Here is an 18878-nt window from a genome sequence, read left to right as displayed (position 1 = left end):
ATTGTTTTCTCTTCTAACAGATCAGTTGCGAAAATATTAACGCTTACTGAACTGGAATCTTCTTCTTGCTTTTCTACGACCGTATTTCTTACGCTCAACCATTCTTGGATCTCTTGTTAAAAATCCTTCTTTCTTCAAAGCACCTCTGTGTTCAGGATCGATATCTACCAAAGCACGAGAAATGGCAAGGCGAATTGCCTCTGCCTGACCAGCAGGGCCTCCACCATCAACATTTACCTTAATGTCGAAGTTACCGTCTTGTTCTACGGTATTTAATGGTTGACGAACGATAGTCTGTAAGATACCTGCAGGAAAGTAATCTTGAACATTTCTATTGTTCACAGTAATATCACCTTTTCCGGCAGTTACATAAATTCTAGCTACCGAAGTCTTTCTTCTTCCTATTGAACTTATTACTTCCATTATTATAATTTAATTTCTTTGGGTTGTTGAGCCTCATGTGGGTGCTCTGCACCTTCATAAACATATAGATTGCCAAATAATGCACTACCTAATCTGTTTTTTGGAAGCATACCTCTTACAGCACGCTCAACAAGCAAAGTAGATGATTTAGCTTTCAACTCATTAGGAGTCGTCTTCTTCTGACCACCTGGATATCCAGTATGAGAAACGTAAACTTTATCAGTCCACTTTTTCCCTGTCATTTTTACTTTGTCTGCATTAACAACAATTACGTTGTCACCACAATCTACATTAGGAGTGTAGCTAGGTTTGTTCTTACCTCTTATGATCTTTGCTACATCACTAGCAAGTCTTCCTAATACTTTTGAATCTGCATCAACAACCACCCAATTTTTCTCAACAGTTGCTTTGTTGGCAGAAATCGTTTTATAACTTAAATTATCCACGCTTTTAAAGCTTTATTTTTTGACAATATATAGTTCCCCCTCTAAAAAGGGATTGCAAAGATAGATTGATATATCTTTATTTCCAACAGACACCAATAAATATTTACTTATTCTTCTCCAGTTGATGCACTAATACCTTAAAATCTTTTGGGTAGTCCGCATTAACCGCTTCTCTTTTGCCTTTTAATGTGTCAAAAGACAATAAATAAGCATGCAGCGCAAGCCTTTTAATAAGTGGCTGCTCTTCTACTTCTTTCTTGAGATTAAACTTCTTTTTCACGCTAGATAAGTAGAATGGTTTACCACCATAGGTGGCATCGCCAGTAATAGATGCACCGGTATGTGCTAAATGTATTCTTATCTGGTGCATTCTTCCTGTTAAGGGTTTGCATTCCACCAGCGTGTGAAACTTATAAGCCTCTAAAGTATTTAAGGTCGTAGTTGCCTCCTTACCTGCCCTGTCGATCTTTACCGTACCGTTCGAGAGCTTCAGTATCTTATCCTGTTTTAGCTCATTATTAAAGTCATGAATGCCGTCTGCTACTGCATGATAAACCTTTTCAACCTTGCGGGCTTCAAACTGCATAGACATGTGACGGTATGCCTCAGGGTTTTTGGCTATAATCAGAGCTCCGGAAGTTTCCTTATCCAATCTATGACAGACTTGAGCGGCAGGGTTCTCTTCCCTCGCAAGACTTAGTATATTAATAGACAATGCCCTATCTTCTAATGTGGAAATAAATGGAGGTTTATTGATTACCCAATAGTCCTCATCTTCCCATATTACTAAATCCGTGAACTTGATTTTTTGAGCCATTCGGCAAAGGTAAATAATTGTTGCCTTTGAAAGGGCTAATTTGCAAATAGAGGTTCTTCTTTGCCTTTAGTTAATTTGAAACTAAACTCAGAGCCTTTACCAAAGGTACTTTTAACTTCAATTTTGGATTTATGCTCTTCCAGAATATGCTTAACAATGGCCAGGCCGAGTCCGGTACCTCCTTTTTCCCTTGATCTACTTTTATCTACTCTGTAAAAACGCTCAAATATTCTTTTCACATCGTCAGAAGGAATACCTTCACCAGTATCTTTTACGTAGGTGGTGACATCATTCTTTGTAATTCTAAAACCAACTTCTACCTCACCAGCTTCATTAGTGTATTTAATAGCGTTGCTAATAAGGTTATTCATAACCTGATTGATTCTCTGCCAATCACCATAAACAGTTACTAAATCAGGAGTATCAGGAGCAAAGGAAATCTTTATCTCTTTCTTTTCAGCCTTATTTTCAAATTGGTCTATAATATCAGTAACAAGGCCTTTGATATCAAAGTATTCAAAGTGCATTTTAATTTCCCCAGTCTCGATATGCGATAATGTCAGGAGGTCTTGTACCAACATATCTAAACCGTCAAGACTTTTGGCTGCCCTTTTAAGGAAGCGGGTTCTAACATTTTTATCTTTTACTGCACCATCCAATAATGTATGAACGAATCCCTGTGCTGCAAAAATTGGCGTTTTCAGCTCGTGGCTAACATCAGCAATAAACTCTCTTCTAAATGCTTCAATCTTTTTAAGTTCATCTATCTCCTTCTGCTTAAGCGCTGCATAACTAAAGATTTCATCATTTATCTTTTTAAGGGGGTTTAATGGGTTGGATTTAAATGTATCGATAGTCTTTAGCTCCTTTTTACGCAGCCTATCAAATAGGTTGTAGATTTTATCAATCTCCCTGAAAATCAGAAACTCTAAAATTATAAAACCCAGAAGGTAGCTAACAGAAAAACTTATAAGCCCGGTTACAATCAATGCGGTTGCACTCACTTCATTAAATAAAGAAAGAAATGCAGATGTAACGGCTGCTATACAGGTAGCCAAAAGCAAGGCAATGACCCTGGAACTGTAAACCATGTTCTAATTTAAGCTAAACTTATAACCTACACCTTTAACTGTGGTTATAAATTCTTCTCCTATCTTCTCCCGTACTTTTCTAATATGTACATCCACTGTTCTGGCTAGCACATAAACATCGGATCCCCAGATGTTTTGAAGGAGCTCATCACGGCCAAATACTTTGTTTGGGTTTTGAGCAAGGAAATAAAGCAATTCAAATTCCTTTTTAGGTAATGTAATTTCGGCCCCTTTTAAGTTGATGGTATAGCTGCTTCTATCAATCAAAAGCTCGCCAATGGAAATTTGATCAGTTACAGATTTCTTTTGCACATCTCTTCTAAAAAAAGCGCTGATCCGGCTCATTAAGGCGCGGGGCTTTATAGGCTTGGTAATATAGTCATCAGCACCAACATCAAAGGCTGCTACTTCAGAATACTCCTCAGATCTTGCAGTTAAGAATATGATGAATGCATTCGCCATTTCAGGTATTTCGCGAAGCTGGCGGCAAGTTTCCACACCATCCTGTTTAGGCATCATAATGTCTAACAAGACAACATCAGGAAGGAACTTTTTGGCAATTTCAACACCTTTTACTCCATCTGGAGCTGTTTTAACACTATAACCCTGTTTTTCAAGGTTATACTTCAGCAATTCCAATATTGCCTCCTCATCGTCAACAACAAGCACTTTTTGTTCTTGCTTGTTTCCCATAGCACAATTATTTAGTGAGATTTACTCAATCAAATCGGATTTAAAAGTATGCAGAAAAAGCATTATTAAAAAAATAGATGCTATTTCTTAACAATTACTTAATGTTTCCTTGACTATAGCTTTGAACATCAATTTCGACCGAGCCTACAAACATTTGAGCCTTCACTTTTAATGGCACCTTGTTTCTATCATCTGATATCCAAACCCTGATGGAGTTCTCCCCATCAAACAAACTATTTTCTGGCATAATCGGAGATATTACAATTGAGCGTATCACACCCAATTTAGTTTTAACCTCTTCCCGGCCTAGAAACCTTATTTTAAAATCGTAAACCTCATCATCAAAAAAGGCTTTAAGTTTTATTATCTCATTTTCCTTCACCGATTTAAAATCTATAGTTCTCAGATAATAGTATCCGCTGACCATATCCTGAACATACCTAGGCACGTCAAACTTTTCGATCGGCTTCCATTCCTTTTTCTTAAAATGATAGGTATGTACTCTTACCTCTTCATTTTCATGATCAAAGTCTACTATTTCGTGCTTGCGGTACTTTCCTTCTTCAATTTTTCGATAGGCTTTTTGCGGAATAATAGAAGCGGTATCCAAATAGGTACCCCAATTGTCTCTTATTCTTAAAAAGAGGTCGAACATTCCTATGGACTGGCCATGCACATCTATCTTATAGCACTTACGTCCATTAATGTCATGCAAATCATCATGGATAACCATCTGTGCCTCTGCGGCATTTACAAAGCCATAATGCACTTTGTAATCAATTACTTCACCTCTAAAAAAACTGGTATTGGGTATTATTCTATAATCCCCAACTTTTGACGCGACATCCTGCTGCCGCGCCATAGATATAAGAATAACCAGAGCTCCCAATTTTAAAAACCAATTTTTTATTGATTTGAAGGTTTTCATAGATATGGATGCTTGTTTTTTAAATATTCGATAAAATTAACGAGTTCCTGATCAAATTCCTTATTGAAGAGGCTATCTAATTTACCTTGTTTCGACTGATACCTTTTAAAAGACATGAAGTAGGTGTTATTGGGGACAAATCCTTTGAAGTTACTGAGACGATTATCATTATAAAGCTTAAGAGTATCCAAATTGTTAATTATAGATTTAATTACTTCCTCCTTTTGCCTCAATTTCCGTTCTTCTGAAACCCCTTCAAAACTCTGATACAAGCTATCAAGAATATCATAACCCGATAGCATATGCCTGATGAACTTTTTATTATCATTTTCCTCATTGACATAATTTTTCATTTCATCGGAGTCAGCACCGAATTTTTCACTCATATAAATGAGTGTTCCTTTATCGGCAATGAAGGATGCAAGGTTTTCATTAAACTCAACACTATCTTTTACAAAAATTGTTGAGTGGACAAGCTCATGAATTATCAGGTTAGCAAGATCACCATTACTACGACTTAGCATTTCGCTCAGGATGGGATCGTTAAACCAGCCAAGCGTTGACCAGCCCCCAACAGTGCGCATGCCAGCATCAAGGCCTTTGCCTTTTATTTCTTCAAGTTCTTGATCAGCCAAGTGTTTTTTAAAAAACCCCTTGTAAGGAACTGAGCCCAGAACAGGAAATGTCCATTGATACGGTTGAAAACTAAAAGGTTCACAACCAGTAACCACCCAAAGTACTGGTTGACCTTGTTGGTCATACATCTCTGTATAATTATCGGTCTCTGCCAGGTGCAGTCGTTCATGGGCAAAGGATTTAACATCATCAACAAGCTTGAGTTTATCTTTCACCTCCTGTGATACTGTAGAATCATTTAAATACTCCTCTACTGGCCTGGCATTGTAGATAATATGCAGTTGACCTGAAGCCTGACGAATACCATATCTGATCAAGTCGAAATTAAAGATGACCAGAATGGCAATAATGATTAATACAATTAAGCCGATTTGCTTTTTCATATTAACTATTTACGGGCATTTTTGAGGAGTTTAAAGTCAGTACTATAATTTAAGTATAATGCATGTGAGAACTCGAAGCGATTATTCAAAAGATCAAAATATGGCTCAAATCTACCTGACAATACCAGGCCATCTGCCAGCTTCAGGTTGTGCATAAACCTTAAAATCAACAACTCCCTTTGCTCTTCAATATGAAAAGGGTTTTTGAAGGTGCTTGACTCTGATGGATAAAGTTTCCCTCCCTGGATGGTCAGGAATTCATTTCCCTTCCAGTAACTGGCCATTATATCCAAATGCATTTTTGTGAAAATCGTAGCATTTAACATTACCCCACTCCCATCCTCAAAAGGTCTCAACTGATCTGTAGAGAAATCTTTGTAGCCTGTGTAGTAGCCATCAACTCTGGCTCCTGTAACAAATCCTTCCCGTCCGTTATGAAAGTCCAGCATCAGACCCACGGCACTATTAACATAAGTCTGCAGTGGCCTCGGGCTACTATCAATTTGCCCCCCTACATGTGTTACAACCATTTGTAGAGGTATTGATATTTTAAAGTCCTTATCCATCAATATGTAATTCATCGAAAGCCCCCCTGTCACCTCCTCCTGATCGTCTTCTCCAACATACAGCATATTCTGCCAGTCTATCCAGGTATCCAGAAATATCCAGTTGTTGTTAACTGTAAACTGCAAACCATTTTCTAACCGATTGACCATAACCCTTTCAAAGTCATATAAAGGTTCTATAAGCCTATGTGAAAGACTTCCTTCTAAAGTTCCAATTACCAATTTGGAGTCACCAAAAGTATGGGAGAAGGTGAAAGTTGGCTGTATTTCCGAATAGTCATCATTACCAAAGTCCTTTTGGACATAAACGCCAATATCAAACCTTGTATTGCTGGTGGGCTGGTAGTAAAGTGATGGATTTATTTGATAGCCAAATAGTGTATAACCATCTGCTATCTTGCTGAAATATTCATTGTTTTTATTGAAAGCTAAAGTACGCAGTGTGAGGCCAAGTGTATTAGAGTCACTTTTAACCACTTCATTACGTTGCTCAAACATGGTGTTATTTAGCTGAGCCTGAAGACTGCCAGTGCCAATAAGTAGAAAAAATAGGAGTCTGAAACGCATTGTTTTTAATTTGTCGCAATATATAAAGAGCCAGGCACTTCTTCTTGCCAATTGAGATAAGATTTTTTACTAGCTGCTGCCATTATTATGGCCATATCTTATTAACTTCACCGCTCATAATTCACACTAATTCAAGAGAACAATGAGCGAGAAAGAACAGAAATTAAAAGCACTTCAATTAACCATCGATAAACTGGAAAAAACATACGGTAAGGGTGCCGTCATGAAGTTGAGCGATGAAAAGGTACTTGATGTTCCTGCTATTTCCACTGGTTCATTGGGTCTTGACATAGCCTTGGGCATTGGCGGAATACCAAGAGGAAGGGTTATAGAAATCTATGGGCCTGAATCTTCAGGTAAGACAACACTTTCTATGCACTGTATTGCAGAAGCTCAAAAAGCAGGTGGATTAGCAGCGTTTATTGATGCCGAGCATGCCTTTGATAAGAGCTACGCAGAGAAATTGGGCATTGACACTGAAAATTTATTGATCTCTCAGCCAGACAGTGGTGAGCAGGCATTAGAGATAGCTGAGCATCTTATTCGCTCTGGCGCCATTGATATTATCGTTATTGACTCCGTTGCTGCATTGGTACCTAAAGGTGAATTAGAAGGTGAGATGGGTGACAGTAAAATGGGCTTGCAAGCGCGTTTGATGTCACAGGCATTAAGAAAATTAACAGGTACAATTAATAAAACTGGTTGCTCTTGTATATTCATCAACCAGCTTCGTGAGAAGATCGGGGTGATGTTTGGCAACCCTGAAACAACTACAGGTGGTAATGCACTTAAGTTCTACGCTTCTGTCCGTTTGGATATTAGAAGAATAGGCCAGATTAAAGAAGGTGCTGGAGATATGATAGGCAATAGAACCAGGGTTAAGGTTGTTAAGAACAAAGTAGCACCTCCGTTTAAAGTGGTAGAATTTGACATCATGTTTGGTAAAGGAATATCGAAAGCAGGTGAGATCATTGACCTTGCTGTTGAGCTTGACATCATTAATAAAGCTGGATCATGGTTCTCTTATGCAGGAAATAAGCTTGGTCAGGGTAGAGATACTGTAAAAGGGCTTATTGAAGATAACCCAGAATTAATGGAAGAGCTAGAGAAGAAAATCAAAGAAAAGATAACTGGCGATGTGCTAGACAAGCCGATCGCTGCTAAGGAATAGTAAGAAAGCCCTTTTAATAATTGAAAGGGCTTTTTTGTTCATAAGTTATTTTTGATCATCCATTATTGAATGTCACTATAAAATCTGCTGTGATAGTTCCGGTAAATGTAGTGCCATCATCCATTAGCAAGTCCATCTCAACAGTATAATTATCTCCACTATTCTTTGTGATTGTTACCGTGCCTTCACTAAGGTTTGTGCCATCATAAGACGAGCCAACAAATACCGAATAGTTAGTTAAGAAATCGTCCAGGTATAAATCATCTCCTTGTGGAAAGCTATAAGTGCCGCCAAGCTTGGAGGTGCCATCATATTCAACATCAATAGTTAATGTCTTGCTGTCACCAGTAGAAGTGACATTGCCAAATGAAACTCCCGCATGACCTTCCCCGTCAATGGCTACCCCGGTGATTGTATTGAAATTGGTCTCAAAAGCCTCTCCATTGATCAATATTTTATTTGGAGTTCCTCCATCGTCATCTGAGCCACAGCTCATAAGTCCTATAAAACAGACAACCAATAAATAGTGTAATTTTCTCATTATTCAATTTTTAAATTAATAGAATTCAAATCTATTAAAACTAGAAACTACATAATGATTAACATCTTGCCATAAATAAGGCATGTAAGAAAACCTATAAAATTAAAGTGGGGAAAATCAGCTTCGTATAGCAATCACCGGATCTAATCTAGCCGCAAGTGCTGCTGGCACAATTCCTGAAACTGTTCCTATGATGGCAGAAACTCCCAATCCAAGCACAATATTTTTAAGGGTAAGGGTAACTTCCAAAGAGCCCATAGGAATAAACGTAATGAGCATTACAAGGAACAATCCTCCCAAACCTCCAATCACACTCAAGAATACGGACTCAAATAAGAACTGGAAAAGAATAAAATAGTTCTGCGCCCCTAATGACTTCTGCACTCCTATTATAGATGTCCTTTCTTTAACAGAAACGAACATGATATTGGCAATTCCGAAACCTCCAACGAGAATGGAGAACCCTCCGATGATCCAGCCTGCAATACCAAACACATCAAAAACACCTGATAACACATTGGCTATGGCTTCTGGTCTGTTGAGGGCAAAATTATCATCCTCTTTAGGTTTCAGCCCTCTTCTTGTGCGCATCAAACCCGTTACCTCACCCTCAAGCTCAATTAAACCTATGTCTTCTTCGCGGCCCTTAATAGCTATGGTAGACCCTCTTTCATTATAATTGCCCGTACCTGTGGTGTACATGGTTCTGAAAGCATCATACGGAACGATGCAATAGGTGTCCTTACTTTCAAAACCAAGAAAACTTTCTCCTTCCTTCTTCAGCACTCCGATCACAAAAAATTTCTTGTTTCTAATCTTTATCTCTTTGCCAACAGGGGTTTGACCGTTAGGAAATAGTGCCTCAGCAATATCAGCTCCAATGATGGTCACACTTCTTGCCCCAGACACTTCACTTGGAGAGAAATACCTGCCCGCTTCTATGTCCAACTCAACAATATCTTTGTAACCATAACTTCCCCCTACAAACTCTGTCTCGTAGAAGCTATTATTGCCCCTCTTAAGCACTACATTGCCTGCATTGGCAAATATTGAAATGGCGGTCTTGTTTTTTAGATTGTCTTCTAAAATTTTAAATTCATTAAAACTAGGATTTGGCCTTCTCCAAAAGTCCCACCAGCGGTATTCTCCATTTGAGTCTGCCGTAAAAGGCCATTTGTCTACATAGATTACACCGGATCCAAGAAAGTCAAAGCTCTGTTTTACGTTCTTTTCCAATGAATCAACAATAGTAAAAACAGCTATAATAGCAAAAATGCCTACGGTCACGCCAAGCAATGAAAGCACTGTTCTCAAGATATTCATCTTAAGCGCATTCCATGCAAACCTGAAACTTTCTAATATGAGTCTGAATACTAACACGTGCTATCTGATGCTATAAAAGTATTTTACAATATTATCCTTTAAGTCAAGGATATCTTTATCTTTGCGTCCTAATTTTAAAAACTCTTTTAAAATTATTTAATACCGTAATATTAAATATGAAATTATCAGAATTCAAGTTCGACTTACCGACTGGTCTTGTAGCCTTATATCCGGCAGAAAACAGAGATGAATCTCGTTTAATGGTTTTACACAAAAAAACGGGACAAATTGAGCACAAAGTCTTTAAAGATGTAGTTAACTATTTTGAAGATGGCGATGTAATGGTCAATAACGATACCATGGTATTTCCAGCGCGCCTTTATGGCAACAAAGAAAAAACCGGTGCTAAGATTGAAGTTTTCCTTTTAAGGGAACTTAATCAGGAAATGCACCTTTGGGATGTTTTGGTTGACCCGGCCAGAAAAATCAGGGTAGGAAACAAATTATATTTTGGAGAAGGTGATCTTGTAGCTGAGGTTATTGATAACACTACTTCAAGAGGAAGAACCATCCGATTCTTATTTGACGGAACGGATGAAGAGTTTTACAACACAATAGAAAGTTTAGGTGAAACCCCACTTCCAAAATACATTAAAAGAGAGGCTGAGCCTGAAGACAAAGAGCGTTTCCAAACGATCTATGCTAAAACAAAGGGTGCTGTTGCAGCGCCTACTGCAGGTCTTCACTTTACACCACAATTGTTAAAAAGATTGGAAATTCTTGGTGTTGATATGGCCAGCATCACCCTTCACATCGGCTTAGGTACTTTCAGACCTGTGGATGTAGAGGATTTGACAAAGCATAAAATGGATTCAGAGAATTTTGAGGTTACTCAAAAGACTGTTGACATTGTAAATAATGCTATTGACCACAAGAAGAAAGTATGCGCTATTGGCACAACAACAATGCGTTCACTGGAATCAGCAGTATCAGCAAGCGACAGATTGAAGCCTAAAGCAGGATGGACAGACAAGTTTATCTTCCCTCCTTACGAATTCAAAATCTGTAACGCTATGATCACTAACTTCCACATGCCAGAATCAACATTATTAATGATGGCCTGCGCTTTTGGTGGTTATGATTTGGTAAGAGAAGCTTACGAAGTTGCCAAGAAAGAGAAATACAGATTCCTGACCTATGGTGATGCGATGTTGATCGTATAAGCATAATCTAAGAATAAAAAGACTTGAAGCCATCGTATTTAAATGCGATGGCTTTATTTTTAGCCAAATTTTAGTGCAATGAAAGAATACGCAATAATAGTAGCCGGTGGTAAAGGCACAAGAATGAACAATGTCACTTCAAAACAATTTATTGAAGTAGCTGGTTTGCCCATCTTAATGCATACCATCAATGCATTTGTTGCCTATTCATCAGAGGTGCAGATCATCCTGGTACTACCACCAGACGAGCTGGAAATCTGGAAAGCGCTGTGCGTAAAATTCAACTATCAAGTGCCGGTGACAATAGCTACTGGTGGTGATTCCAGATTTCAATCGGTTAGAAATGGTCTTGCTAAAATTAACGATACAGAAGGCCTGGTAGCTATTCACGATGGGGTAAGGCCTTTGGTTGGTAAAGATATCATTGGCGCCTCCTACCACCTTGCAGCTGTACACAAGAGTGCTGTGGCCGCAGTGCGATTAAAAGAGTCTATAAGAATTACAAATCAGGATACAACCAAAGCCGTTGACCGCTCAGATTACAGGCTTATACAAACCCCACAGACCTTTGATCTTGCGATGATAAAGGCCGCTTATGATATTAAAGAAGAAGCAAGTTTAACTGATGATGCCAGTGTGGCGGAACGGGCTGGGCACAAGATTTCGTTATTCGAAGGCAGTTATGCCAATATTAAAATAACCACACCTGAAGATTTGATTATTGCAGAAGCGCTAATAAAGGAATAAAAAAGCCATCCCGAAATATCGCGATGGCCTTAAGTTTCTTTTAGTACTCGTCTTCATTGAAGAAGAAGTCTTCCTTTGTCGGATAATCCGGCCAAATCTCTTCGATGTTTTCGAAAGGCTGCCCATCATCTTCCAGTTCCTGAAGGTTTTCTACAACCTCAAGAGGTGCTCCGGTACGAATAGAAAAATCTATCAATTCGTCTTTACTTGCGGGCCATGGTGCATCTTCAAGATATGATGCTAATTCTAGTGTCCAGTACATAGTATAATCCTCCTATGATTTTGCCTTTAAAAATTTTGTGCAAAAGTAAAATTTTAAAGCACAAATCAAACTTTTTATCTATTTATTTCAACTTCTCATTTTATTACTTATTGTCTGCAACGTGATGATATTTTTAAAAGTTTTAAAAAAAATCGATTTTTTAAACGAATAATATTTCAACTACATTGAAGCAATCTCTATCAAAAGAATAAATTTGTTTGACAATTACAAGTATATCGACTGAATTATGAGTGACGAGAAAATAATCTTTTCAATGGCAGGGGTAAATAAGACCTACCCCCCAAGTAAGCAAGTATTAAAAAACATTTACCTGTCCTTTTTCTATGGTGCCAAAATTGGCGTTTTAGGACTCAACGGTTCCGGTAAATCTTCTCTATTGAGAATAATAGCAGGAATCGACAATAACTATCAGGGCGAGGTGGTTTTCGATGGCAGTTACTCTATCGGGCTTCTTGAGCAAGAACCACAATTGGACAAAAATAAAACAGTCAAAGAAGTGGTAGAGGAAGGTGCTGCTGAAACCGTAGCGCTGCTGAAGGAATTTGAAGAAATCAATGAAAAATTCGCTGATCCTGATATTTTGGAGAACCCTGATAAAATGGAGAAACTGATTGAAAAGCAAGGTGCCGTTCAGGAAAAACTAGATCAACTGAATGCCTGGGAGCTGGACAGTAAGCTTGAAAGGGCCATGGATGCGCTGAGAACGCCTCCGGGAGACGCTAAAATTGAGCACCTGTCAGGTGGTGAAAAAAGAAGGGTGGCCCTATGCCGATTATTACTTCAGGAGCCAGATGTGCTTTTATTAGATGAGCCTACCAACCACTTGGATGCTGAATCGGTGCATTGGTTAGAGCAACATTTAAGACAATACGCAGGTACGGTTATAGCCGTAACCCACGATAGATATTTCCTTGATAATGTAGCAGGTTGGATCCTTGAGCTTGACCGAGGTGAAGGCATTCCCTGGAAAGGAAATTACTCTTCATGGTTGGATCAGAAACAAAACCGATTGGCTAAAGAGGAGAAGACAGAATCTAAAAGACAAAAGACATTGCAGCGCGAGCTGGAATGGGCAAGAATGTCACCTAAAGGAAGACACGCTAAGGCTAAAGCCCGTTTAAGTGCCTATGACAAACTCCTTTCTGAAGAGTCGAAAGAGCGGGAAGAGAAGCTGGAGCTTTACATCCCGGCTGGGCCAAGACTTGGTGATAAGGTGATTGAAGCTCATGGTGTTGCCAAGGCCTTTGGTGATAAATTATTATATGAAAATCTGGAATTCAATCTGCCAAAAGCAGGAATTGTAGGTATTATAGGGCCGAATGGTGCTGGTAAAACCACATTGTTCAAAATGATCACCGGGCAACTGAAACCTGATGCCGGTACTTTCGAGGTGGGTTCTACTGTGGAGATTGCTTATGTAGATCAGGAGCATGATAACCTGAATCCAAATCATAGTGTTTGGGAAGCCATTTCTGGTGGTAACGAGATCATAGAGATGGGTGGCAAGCAGATGAATAGCCGAGCTTATGTGAGCAAATTTAACTTCAACGGTTCTGAGCAGCAGAAAAAAGTGAGTGAGCTATCTGGTGGTATGCGTGGCAGACTGCATTTGGCCATGGCCTTGAAACAAGGTGCCAACCTGCTATTGTTAGATGAACCTACCAATGACCTAGATGTAAATACCTTAAGGGCACTGGAAGAAGGTCTTGAGAATTTTGGTGGTTGTGCCGTAATCATCAGTCACGACAGGTGGTTCCTGGATAGGGTTTGTACCCATATCCTGGCCTTTGAGGGAGACTCTCAGGTGGTTTGGTATGATGGTAACTTCACCGAATATGAGGAGAACCGCAAGCAGAGAATGGGTGATGCAGCTCCTAAAAGAATCAAGTACAAAAAATTAGCTTAGCCGTAGCCTATGTGTGGCATAACGGGGGTATATGCATTTAATATGGTCGGTCGGGTTAGCATGGTTAACGTTGCTAACGCGACCGCTGCTTTAGCTAACCGTGGCCCTGACTTTCAGGACATTTATAATGACAATACCGTTGCCCTCGGGCACCGAAGACTTAGCATTATAGACCCGAGTCCGGAAGGACACCAGCCCATGTGGGATCTGGGCAGAAGGTATTGCATCATCTTCAATGGCGAGATTTATAACTATAAAGCCTTAAGAAAACAGCTTCTGGATCAAGGAGTTAAATTTCAGTCAGAAACAGATACGGAAGTTCTTCTTAATTTATACATCAGGGAAGGCAAAGCTTGTTTACAAAAACTCAACGGCTTCTTTGCTTTTGCTATCTATGATTACGAAGACAAAAGCCTTTTTATAGCGCGCGACAGACTGGGTATTAAGCCGCTGTATTTTATGATTGATGATGACCGACTGCTCTTTGCATCGGAAATGAAGTCTATCATCCAATATGGTATCAATAAAGAAATAGACTACACCGCGCTTTATACTTATCTGCAGCTCAATTACATCCCCGCTCCTGCTACCATCTTTAAATCGGTAAAGAAGCTATTACCGGGGCATTACCTGCACCTGACACCGCAGGAGTTTCTGAATGAGCCCTACTATGAGATACCTCATGACAAGGCCAACTATACAAAGCTTGATTACGAGCAGCAAAAACAAAAGCTTGCTGAGCTAATGGAAGCTTCGGTGAAAAAGCGATTGGTTGCTGATGTGCCTTTAGGCTCATTTTTGAGTGGTGGTGTTGATTCTTCAGTAATCGCCACTTTGGCCAAAAAACACAAAGACGATCTTCATACTTTCTCCATCGGTTTTAAAGATGAGAAGTTCTTTGACGAAACAGAATATGCACAAGCAGTTGCCAAAAAGATAGGTAGTGAACATACTGTTTTCTCTTTGACCAATTCAGACCTGTATAAGCATGTTGGTGACATCCTCGATTATATCGATGAGCCTTTTGCTGACTCTTCTGCCATTGCGGTTTATATACTGTCTCAGGAGACCCGGAAGCATGCTACTGTGGCATTGAGCGGAGATGGTGCTGATGAGCTGTTTGCTGGTTATAATAAGCATGCTGCCTTTTTGAAGATCATCAATGGTGGTGGCGCTGCCAGTGCGGTTAAAGCCTTGCAGCCATTATGGTATCTGCTGCCCAAGTCAAGAAATAACAGCCTGACCAATAAATTCAGGCAGCTGCACCGCTTTAGCAAAGGCATGAGCATGAGCAGCAAGGAGCGCTATTGGAGCTGGGCAGGCTATGCTTCCGAACAGGCAGCCACTAGCCTGCTGAGCCAGGCGAGTCGGGAGAACCTGGACAGGGAGCAGTATTCCAAATTTAAGTCCGGGATATTGAAAGACATTCCCGATAAGGAAGCGATTAACGACCTGCTGCTGACGGATGCCAAGCTGGTATTGCCAGATGACATGCTTACCAAAGTAGACCGCATGAGCATGGCCAATGCGCTGGAAGTGCGGGTGCCATTTTTAGACCATGAGGTGGTAGAGTTTGCCTTTCAGCTGCCCACAGACTCTAAGATCAATAGCGAGATTAGAAAGCGCATTGTTCAGGATACGTTTAAAGACATCCTTCCTGAAGCGCTATATAACCGACCTAAGAAAGGCTTTGAAGTACCTTTATTGAAATGGTTTAGGAATGAAATGCAGCATACTATCAAGAATGATTTGCTGGCCGATGCATTCATTGAAGATCAAGGCATTTTTGATGTTAAAGAAATCAGGAAGCTGAAAAAGAAACTATTCTCTTCTAACCCTGGCGATGTGCATGCCCGTATCTGGGGACTGATTGTGTTCCAGCATTGGTGGAAGAAGTATGGGAAGTAGTTTTATTCAATTATTTATCTTGTAGCAATGATTAGAATTAAGAAGAAAGTCTTTATTACTAAACTTATACTTCTTCTAGCATTAAATTTATCCGGTCAGAATTTAATCGACCCTAAAATTGTAATTCTAGTAGATTCAAATATTAACTTCAAAAAGGGAATTGAGAAGCAGTTAGATTTCTTTACAAAATATGGAATTGACGCTCAACGTGACTATTTCATAGATAAAAAAGACTCGTTAACACAATTAAACAATAAGGCGAGTGTTTCTTTAAACAATTACGAATTTTTTAAAAATCAAATCAATACCAGTTGCAACCTTAACTTTAGCAGCTATATTGGATTACGCTATGCTCAGATATTACAAAATTATTTAAGCCATTATTTACCCAACTGTTTATCAATCTACCAATCAGAACAAAAACCTTTTTTGAAGGATTCACTGGCAGTATTCTCAAAAACAAATAGTTCGAACTTTATAATTTTAATTTCAAATATTGAAGTAAATAGAAGTAAGGAGAATTTATTGATAAATGTAAAATTCCAGCTTTATGACAGTTCAATAGATGAAATTATTGAAATACCTAATCACAGTGTTGGAAGTTACAACTCTAATATCTTAACTGGTAATAATAAAACATTAGAAATTCTATTTAATGATGTTTATAGTATCTCAAATATTACTAGAATAGTAAAAGAGAATGGAAATTCTAAAGAGAGGAATCAAAAAAATGAAAGACGCAGAATCCTAATGAATCTTTTTGATAAAGGTAAAAAAAATCAGGAATTAAGCTCTCTCATACCCTCCGATACTTCTTTGTTAGGAAATAGTAGTTATTATACAGGAATATTTAATGCTAGTAAGAATCAATTTTTGACATTCTATATAAAAGATGGTGATTTTAAAATTCAAGAGTACAGGTATCCTCAGTGTGTAGAAATAGTTTGTGGAATAAAAACTGAAAACAACTGGGAAATAAAAAGAATTTCAAAAATATTAAGACCTGAAATTAGCTCACATGAAGAAGTGATGAAAGAGATATTTCTCAACCTTGAAAATATATATTTTTTCGAAGAAAATAGTTCGCAAATCAATTCAGAGTTTTGGGCTTTAAAATTGTTCGATAAATATTCTGTGAGATTCGGATTATGAATTAGTTATAATATTATAGAAAACCCTTCTGGTACTTTAGAAGATATACAAGCCTGCATTTGAGAGCTCTTTATCTCCCATCATTGATGGAAGTTAAATTATGATTAAAATTGATAACATACGAACCCTCGCCCTCTCCTTCCCCGAAGCCACAGAAGAACCTCACTTTGAGAAAAATTCCTTTAGGGTGAAAAAGAAGATTTTTGCTACGCACGACACTAGCAATAACCGATTAACCATCAAACTCTCTGAGGCGGATCAGAACCTTTTTTCACTGATAGACAAAAATGTGATCTATGCTGTGGATAATAAATGGGGCAAGCAAGGCTGGACAATTGTTGAGCTGAGCAAAGTGAGTGAAGAAGTATTGAAAGATGCACTTGCAACTGCCTACTGCGAAGTGGCTCCAAAGAAGCTTGCTGATATGGTCAGAAATGAAGAATAGCCGAGTATAAATAAAATGAAACAAACCCTTTTCATTATATCTTTAGTAAGCTCAATGCTTATGGCATGCAGCCAAACCGAAAAACCTACCCTAGCCATGAACAATACCGACAGTTTGATCTTTGAACACCACTATGCCGATGTCAACGGCCTTAAGATGTATTATGAGACTTACAAACCTGCTGACCATGCCGATAAAGGTATTCCGTTATTGCTGATACATGGTGGCGGTTCCACCATTCAGTCAACTTTTGAAAAAGTCATTCCTTTATTCGCGAAAAACCGGCCAGTGATAGCCGTTGAAATGCAAGCGCATGGCCGCACATCAGATAGGGATGCAGACCTAACCTTTGAGCAAGATGCCGATGATATTGCCGCACTTCTCAATACACTTAAAATCAACAAAGCCGACATTTTCGGATTCAGCAATGGTGGCACTACAACTTTACAAATTGCCATTCGACATCCCGAAATAGTAAATAAAATGGTTTTGGGATCGGCCCTTGCCAAGCGCAGTGGGGTTCCCGAATGGTTTTGGGGCTTTATGGAAAATGCTCGTCTTGAAAATATGCCTATACAACTGCAGGAAGCTTATTTAAAAGTAGCGCCAGACCCCAAAGGCCTGCAAATAATGCATGACAGGGATGCCAAAAGAATGGTGAATTTCAAAGATATACCTGATGAACAACTCAAGTCCATAGGGGTGCCAACGCTCATAATTATAGGTGATAAAGATGTAATCACTCTGGAGCACGCTCTTGAGCTGCACCAAATCATTAAGAACTCTGAACTGGCCATTATACCCGGAGGTCATGGCGAGTATATTGGCGAGGTCACCACGTTAAAACCCGATCTTAAAGAGCATGAACTTATTGTTCCTATAATAGAGAAGTTTTTAAATAAAACAGAATAGTGACCACCTAGTTATCGTCATCTCCTTTAGGGTGAGAGATCTCCTTAACTATTAGGAGACTTCTCAGTCGTGCCTCCTTCGAAGTGACGATACTTTTTAGATTACCATCACCTCGAATCCCTTTTTGGGGGAGAAATCTTCTTAGTCCAACGTCACCTCGAATCCGCCAGTTGGCGGAGAGAGGTCTCCTTATTAACAACAATATCTCGCCTTTGCATTTAGGAGACTTCTCACTTCACTGCGTTCCGTATCGAAGTGACGATACTTTTGGGTTTTCGTCACCTCGAATCCCTTTAGGGTGAGAGGTCTCCTTATTGATAACAACGAAGCGTTAAGTCTCTTTTTTACGATTAGGAGACTTCTCCTTCCGCTGTGCTATATGTCGAAGTGACGATAAATATTTAAATTCAAGAATGGAAAGAGGCGGTGCAGTGTATATCATGACCAACCAACATCATACGGTATTCTATACAGGTGTTACCTCTAACCTTATAGCTCGGGTTCAGGAACACAAAATGAAGGCATACCCTAAGAGTTTCACATCAAAATACAACATCAACAAGCTCGTATATTGGGAATCATTTCACTCAATTGAAGAGGCTATTATGCGAGAGAAACAAATAAAAGTTTATAGAAGAGAAAAGAAGCTCGCACTTATTAATGCATTCAACCCACAAGGGGTCGATCTGTTTGATACATTGGAATAATTTTCTTTAA

The 18878-nt window shown here is 39.0% G+C and carries 20 protein-coding genes; 9 read left to right on the top strand and 11 right to left on the bottom strand.

The genetic code is table 11. The annotated features are described in order from the left end of the window. Positions 1-36: 36 nt before the first annotated feature. From rpsI to RIB54_RS08060, 8 genes are all read right to left on the bottom strand, one after another. On the bottom strand, positions 37-423 hold the full coding sequence (gene rpsI / locus RIB54_RS08095; RefSeq protein ID WP_155188541.1) for a 30S ribosomal protein S9: 387 nt from the start codon (positions 421-423) through the stop codon (positions 37-39). A 2-nt stretch (positions 424-425) separates the two neighbouring features. Continuing rightward, positions 426-869, bottom strand: a complete 444-nt coding sequence (gene rplM / locus RIB54_RS08090; RefSeq protein ID WP_350071239.1) for a 50S ribosomal protein L13 — start codon at positions 867-869, stop codon at positions 426-428. 103 nt (positions 870-972) lie between these two features. Then, the gene (locus RIB54_RS08085) at positions 973-1686 is read right to left on the bottom strand and encodes an RluA family pseudouridine synthase (protein ID WP_350071236.1); all 714 of its coding nucleotides are present in this window, start codon (positions 1684-1686) and stop codon (positions 973-975) included. A 35-nt stretch (positions 1687-1721) separates the two neighbouring features. After that, positions 1722-2777, bottom strand: a complete 1056-nt coding sequence (locus RIB54_RS08080) for a sensor histidine kinase (protein WP_350071233.1) — start codon at positions 2775-2777, stop codon at positions 1722-1724. Positions 2778-2780: 3 nt separating this feature from the next. Beyond that, positions 2781-3470: a response regulator transcription factor gene (locus tag RIB54_RS08075; protein ID WP_350071230.1), complete on the bottom strand. Its 690-nt coding sequence runs from the start codon at positions 3468-3470 to the stop codon at positions 2781-2783. A 94-nt stretch (positions 3471-3564) separates the two neighbouring features. Continuing rightward, positions 3565-4398 (bottom strand): DUF3108 domain-containing protein, encoded by an 834-nt coding sequence (locus tag RIB54_RS08070; protein ID WP_350100395.1) that lies wholly within the window; start codon positions 4396-4398, stop codon positions 3565-3567. Further along, positions 4395-5417 carry an aminopeptidase gene (locus tag RIB54_RS08065; RefSeq protein WP_350100393.1) on the bottom strand — a complete coding sequence of 341 codons (1023 nt, stop codon included), beginning with the start codon at positions 5415-5417 and terminating at the stop codon, positions 4395-4397. The genes RIB54_RS08070 and RIB54_RS08065 overlap by 4 nt, the downstream gene beginning before the upstream one ends. Positions 5418-5422: 5 nt before the next feature. Then, on the bottom strand, positions 5423-6550 hold the full coding sequence (locus RIB54_RS08060; RefSeq protein WP_350100391.1) for a lipid A deacylase: 1128 nt from the start codon (positions 6548-6550) through the stop codon (positions 5423-5425). A gap of 142 nt (positions 6551-6692) precedes the next feature. Here RIB54_RS08060 and recA point away from each other — a divergent pair, with 142 nt between their 5' ends. Further along, complete coding sequence (recA, locus tag RIB54_RS08055) at positions 6693-7721, top strand: recombinase RecA (RefSeq protein ID WP_350100389.1); 1029 nt, start codon at positions 6693-6695, stop codon at positions 7719-7721. Between the two features lie 55 nt (positions 7722-7776). On the opposite strand, the gene RIB54_RS08050 is transcribed toward recA, so the two are convergent. Both RIB54_RS08050 and RIB54_RS08045 read right to left on the bottom strand, forming a co-directional pair. Next, positions 7777-8262 (bottom strand): hypothetical protein, encoded by a 486-nt coding sequence (locus RIB54_RS08050; protein ID WP_350100387.1) that lies wholly within the window; start codon positions 8260-8262, stop codon positions 7777-7779. A gap of 117 nt (positions 8263-8379) precedes the next feature. Next, positions 8380-9642: an ABC transporter permease gene (locus RIB54_RS08045; RefSeq protein ID WP_350100386.1), complete on the bottom strand. Its 1263-nt coding sequence runs from the start codon at positions 9640-9642 to the stop codon at positions 8380-8382. 119 nt (positions 9643-9761) lie between these two features. Here RIB54_RS08045 and queA point away from each other — a divergent pair, with 119 nt between their 5' ends. Together queA and RIB54_RS08035 are read left to right on the top strand one after the other, a co-directional pair. Continuing rightward, entirely contained in the window at positions 9762-10808 is a 1047-nt protein-coding gene (gene queA, locus RIB54_RS08040) for a tRNA preQ1(34) S-adenosylmethionine ribosyltransferase-isomerase QueA (RefSeq protein ID WP_350100384.1), read from the top strand. 78 nt (positions 10809-10886) lie between these two features. Then, the gene (locus RIB54_RS08035) at positions 10887-11555 is read left to right on the top strand and encodes a 2-C-methyl-D-erythritol 4-phosphate cytidylyltransferase (protein WP_350100382.1); all 669 of its coding nucleotides are present in this window, start codon (positions 10887-10889) and stop codon (positions 11553-11555) included. A gap of 40 nt (positions 11556-11595) precedes the next feature. Here RIB54_RS08035 and RIB54_RS08030 read toward each other — a convergent pair whose 3' ends face one another. Further along, complete coding sequence (locus tag RIB54_RS08030) at positions 11596-11817, bottom strand: DUF2795 domain-containing protein (RefSeq protein ID WP_155188561.1); 222 nt, start codon at positions 11815-11817, stop codon at positions 11596-11598. A 247-nt stretch (positions 11818-12064) separates the two neighbouring features. Here RIB54_RS08030 and ettA point away from each other — a divergent pair, with 247 nt between their 5' ends. The 6 genes from ettA (at position 12065) to RIB54_RS08000 (ending at position 18868) form a co-directional block, all read left to right on the top strand. After that, complete coding sequence (ettA, locus tag RIB54_RS08025; protein WP_350071357.1) at positions 12065-13744, top strand: energy-dependent translational throttle protein EttA; 1680 nt, start codon at positions 12065-12067, stop codon at positions 13742-13744. A 9-nt stretch (positions 13745-13753) separates the two neighbouring features. Continuing rightward, positions 13754-15652, top strand: a complete 1899-nt coding sequence (asnB, locus tag RIB54_RS08020; RefSeq protein WP_350100380.1) for an asparagine synthase (glutamine-hydrolyzing) — start codon at positions 13754-13756, stop codon at positions 15650-15652. Positions 15653-15679: 27 nt separating this feature from the next. Next, positions 15680-16804 carry a hypothetical protein gene (locus RIB54_RS08015; RefSeq protein WP_350100378.1) on the top strand — a complete coding sequence of 375 codons (1125 nt, stop codon included), beginning with the start codon at positions 15680-15682 and terminating at the stop codon, positions 16802-16804. 100 nt (positions 16805-16904) lie between these two features. Then, positions 16905-17249 carry an MmcQ/YjbR family DNA-binding protein gene (locus tag RIB54_RS08010; protein ID WP_350100376.1) on the top strand — a complete coding sequence of 115 codons (345 nt, stop codon included), beginning with the start codon at positions 16905-16907 and terminating at the stop codon, positions 17247-17249. Positions 17250-17264: 15 nt separating this feature from the next. Next, positions 17265-18161, top strand: a complete 897-nt coding sequence (locus tag RIB54_RS08005) for an alpha/beta fold hydrolase (protein ID WP_350100374.1) — start codon at positions 17265-17267, stop codon at positions 18159-18161. 413 nt (positions 18162-18574) lie between these two features. After that, positions 18575-18868, top strand: a complete 294-nt coding sequence (locus tag RIB54_RS08000; RefSeq protein WP_350100372.1) for a GIY-YIG nuclease family protein — start codon at positions 18575-18577, stop codon at positions 18866-18868. The last annotated feature ends 10 nt before the right edge of the window (positions 18869-18878 follow it).

It is taken from the genome of Fulvivirga sp., assembly GCF_040218215.1.
Taxonomy (GTDB): domain Bacteria; phylum Bacteroidota; class Bacteroidia; order Cytophagales; family Cyclobacteriaceae; genus Fulvivirga.
This window is presented reverse-complemented; position numbering and strand designations above follow the sequence as displayed.

Coding starts and splice junctions, on each gene's coding strand:
- RIB54_RS08005 (WP_350100374.1), top strand. CDS start 17,265: ATGAAACAAACCCTTTTCATTATATCTTTAGTAAGCTCAATGCTTATG.
- RIB54_RS08085 (WP_350071236.1), bottom strand. CDS start 1,686: ATGGCTCAAAAAATCAAGTTCACGGATTTAGTAATATGGGAAGATGAG.
- RIB54_RS08080 (WP_350071233.1), bottom strand. CDS start 2,777: ATGGTTTACAGTTCCAGGGTCATTGCCTTGCTTTTGGCTACCTGTATA.
- RIB54_RS08030 (WP_155188561.1), bottom strand. CDS start 11,817: ATGTACTGGACACTAGAATTAGCATCATATCTTGAAGATGCACCATGG.
- RIB54_RS08070 (WP_350100395.1), bottom strand. CDS start 4,398: ATGAAAACCTTCAAATCAATAAAAAATTGGTTTTTAAAATTGGGAGCT.
- RIB54_RS08060 (WP_350100391.1), bottom strand. CDS start 6,550: ATGCGTTTCAGACTCCTATTTTTTCTACTTATTGGCACTGGCAGTCTT.
- RIB54_RS08000 (WP_350100372.1), top strand. CDS start 18,575: ATGGAAAGAGGCGGTGCAGTGTATATCATGACCAACCAACATCATACG.
- queA (WP_350100384.1), top strand. CDS start 9,762: ATGAAATTATCAGAATTCAAGTTCGACTTACCGACTGGTCTTGTAGCC.
- RIB54_RS08035 (WP_350100382.1), top strand. CDS start 10,887: ATGAAAGAATACGCAATAATAGTAGCCGGTGGTAAAGGCACAAGAATG.
- asnB (WP_350100380.1), top strand. CDS start 13,754: ATGTGTGGCATAACGGGGGTATATGCATTTAATATGGTCGGTCGGGTT.
- RIB54_RS08075 (WP_350071230.1), bottom strand. CDS start 3,470: ATGGGAAACAAGCAAGAACAAAAAGTGCTTGTTGTTGACGATGAGGAG.
- recA (WP_350100389.1), top strand. CDS start 6,693: ATGAGCGAGAAAGAACAGAAATTAAAAGCACTTCAATTAACCATCGAT.
- RIB54_RS08065 (WP_350100393.1), bottom strand. CDS start 5,417: ATGAAAAAGCAAATCGGCTTAATTGTATTAATCATTATTGCCATTCTG.
- RIB54_RS08015 (WP_350100378.1), top strand. CDS start 15,680: ATGATTAGAATTAAGAAGAAAGTCTTTATTACTAAACTTATACTTCTT.
- RIB54_RS08050 (WP_350100387.1), bottom strand. CDS start 8,262: ATGAGAAAATTACACTATTTATTGGTTGTCTGTTTTATAGGACTTATG.
- ettA (WP_350071357.1), top strand. CDS start 12,065: ATGAGTGACGAGAAAATAATCTTTTCAATGGCAGGGGTAAATAAGACC.
- rpsI (WP_155188541.1), bottom strand. CDS start 423: ATGGAAGTAATAAGTTCAATAGGAAGAAGAAAGACTTCGGTAGCTAGA.
- RIB54_RS08010 (WP_350100376.1), top strand. CDS start 16,905: ATGATTAAAATTGATAACATACGAACCCTCGCCCTCTCCTTCCCCGAA.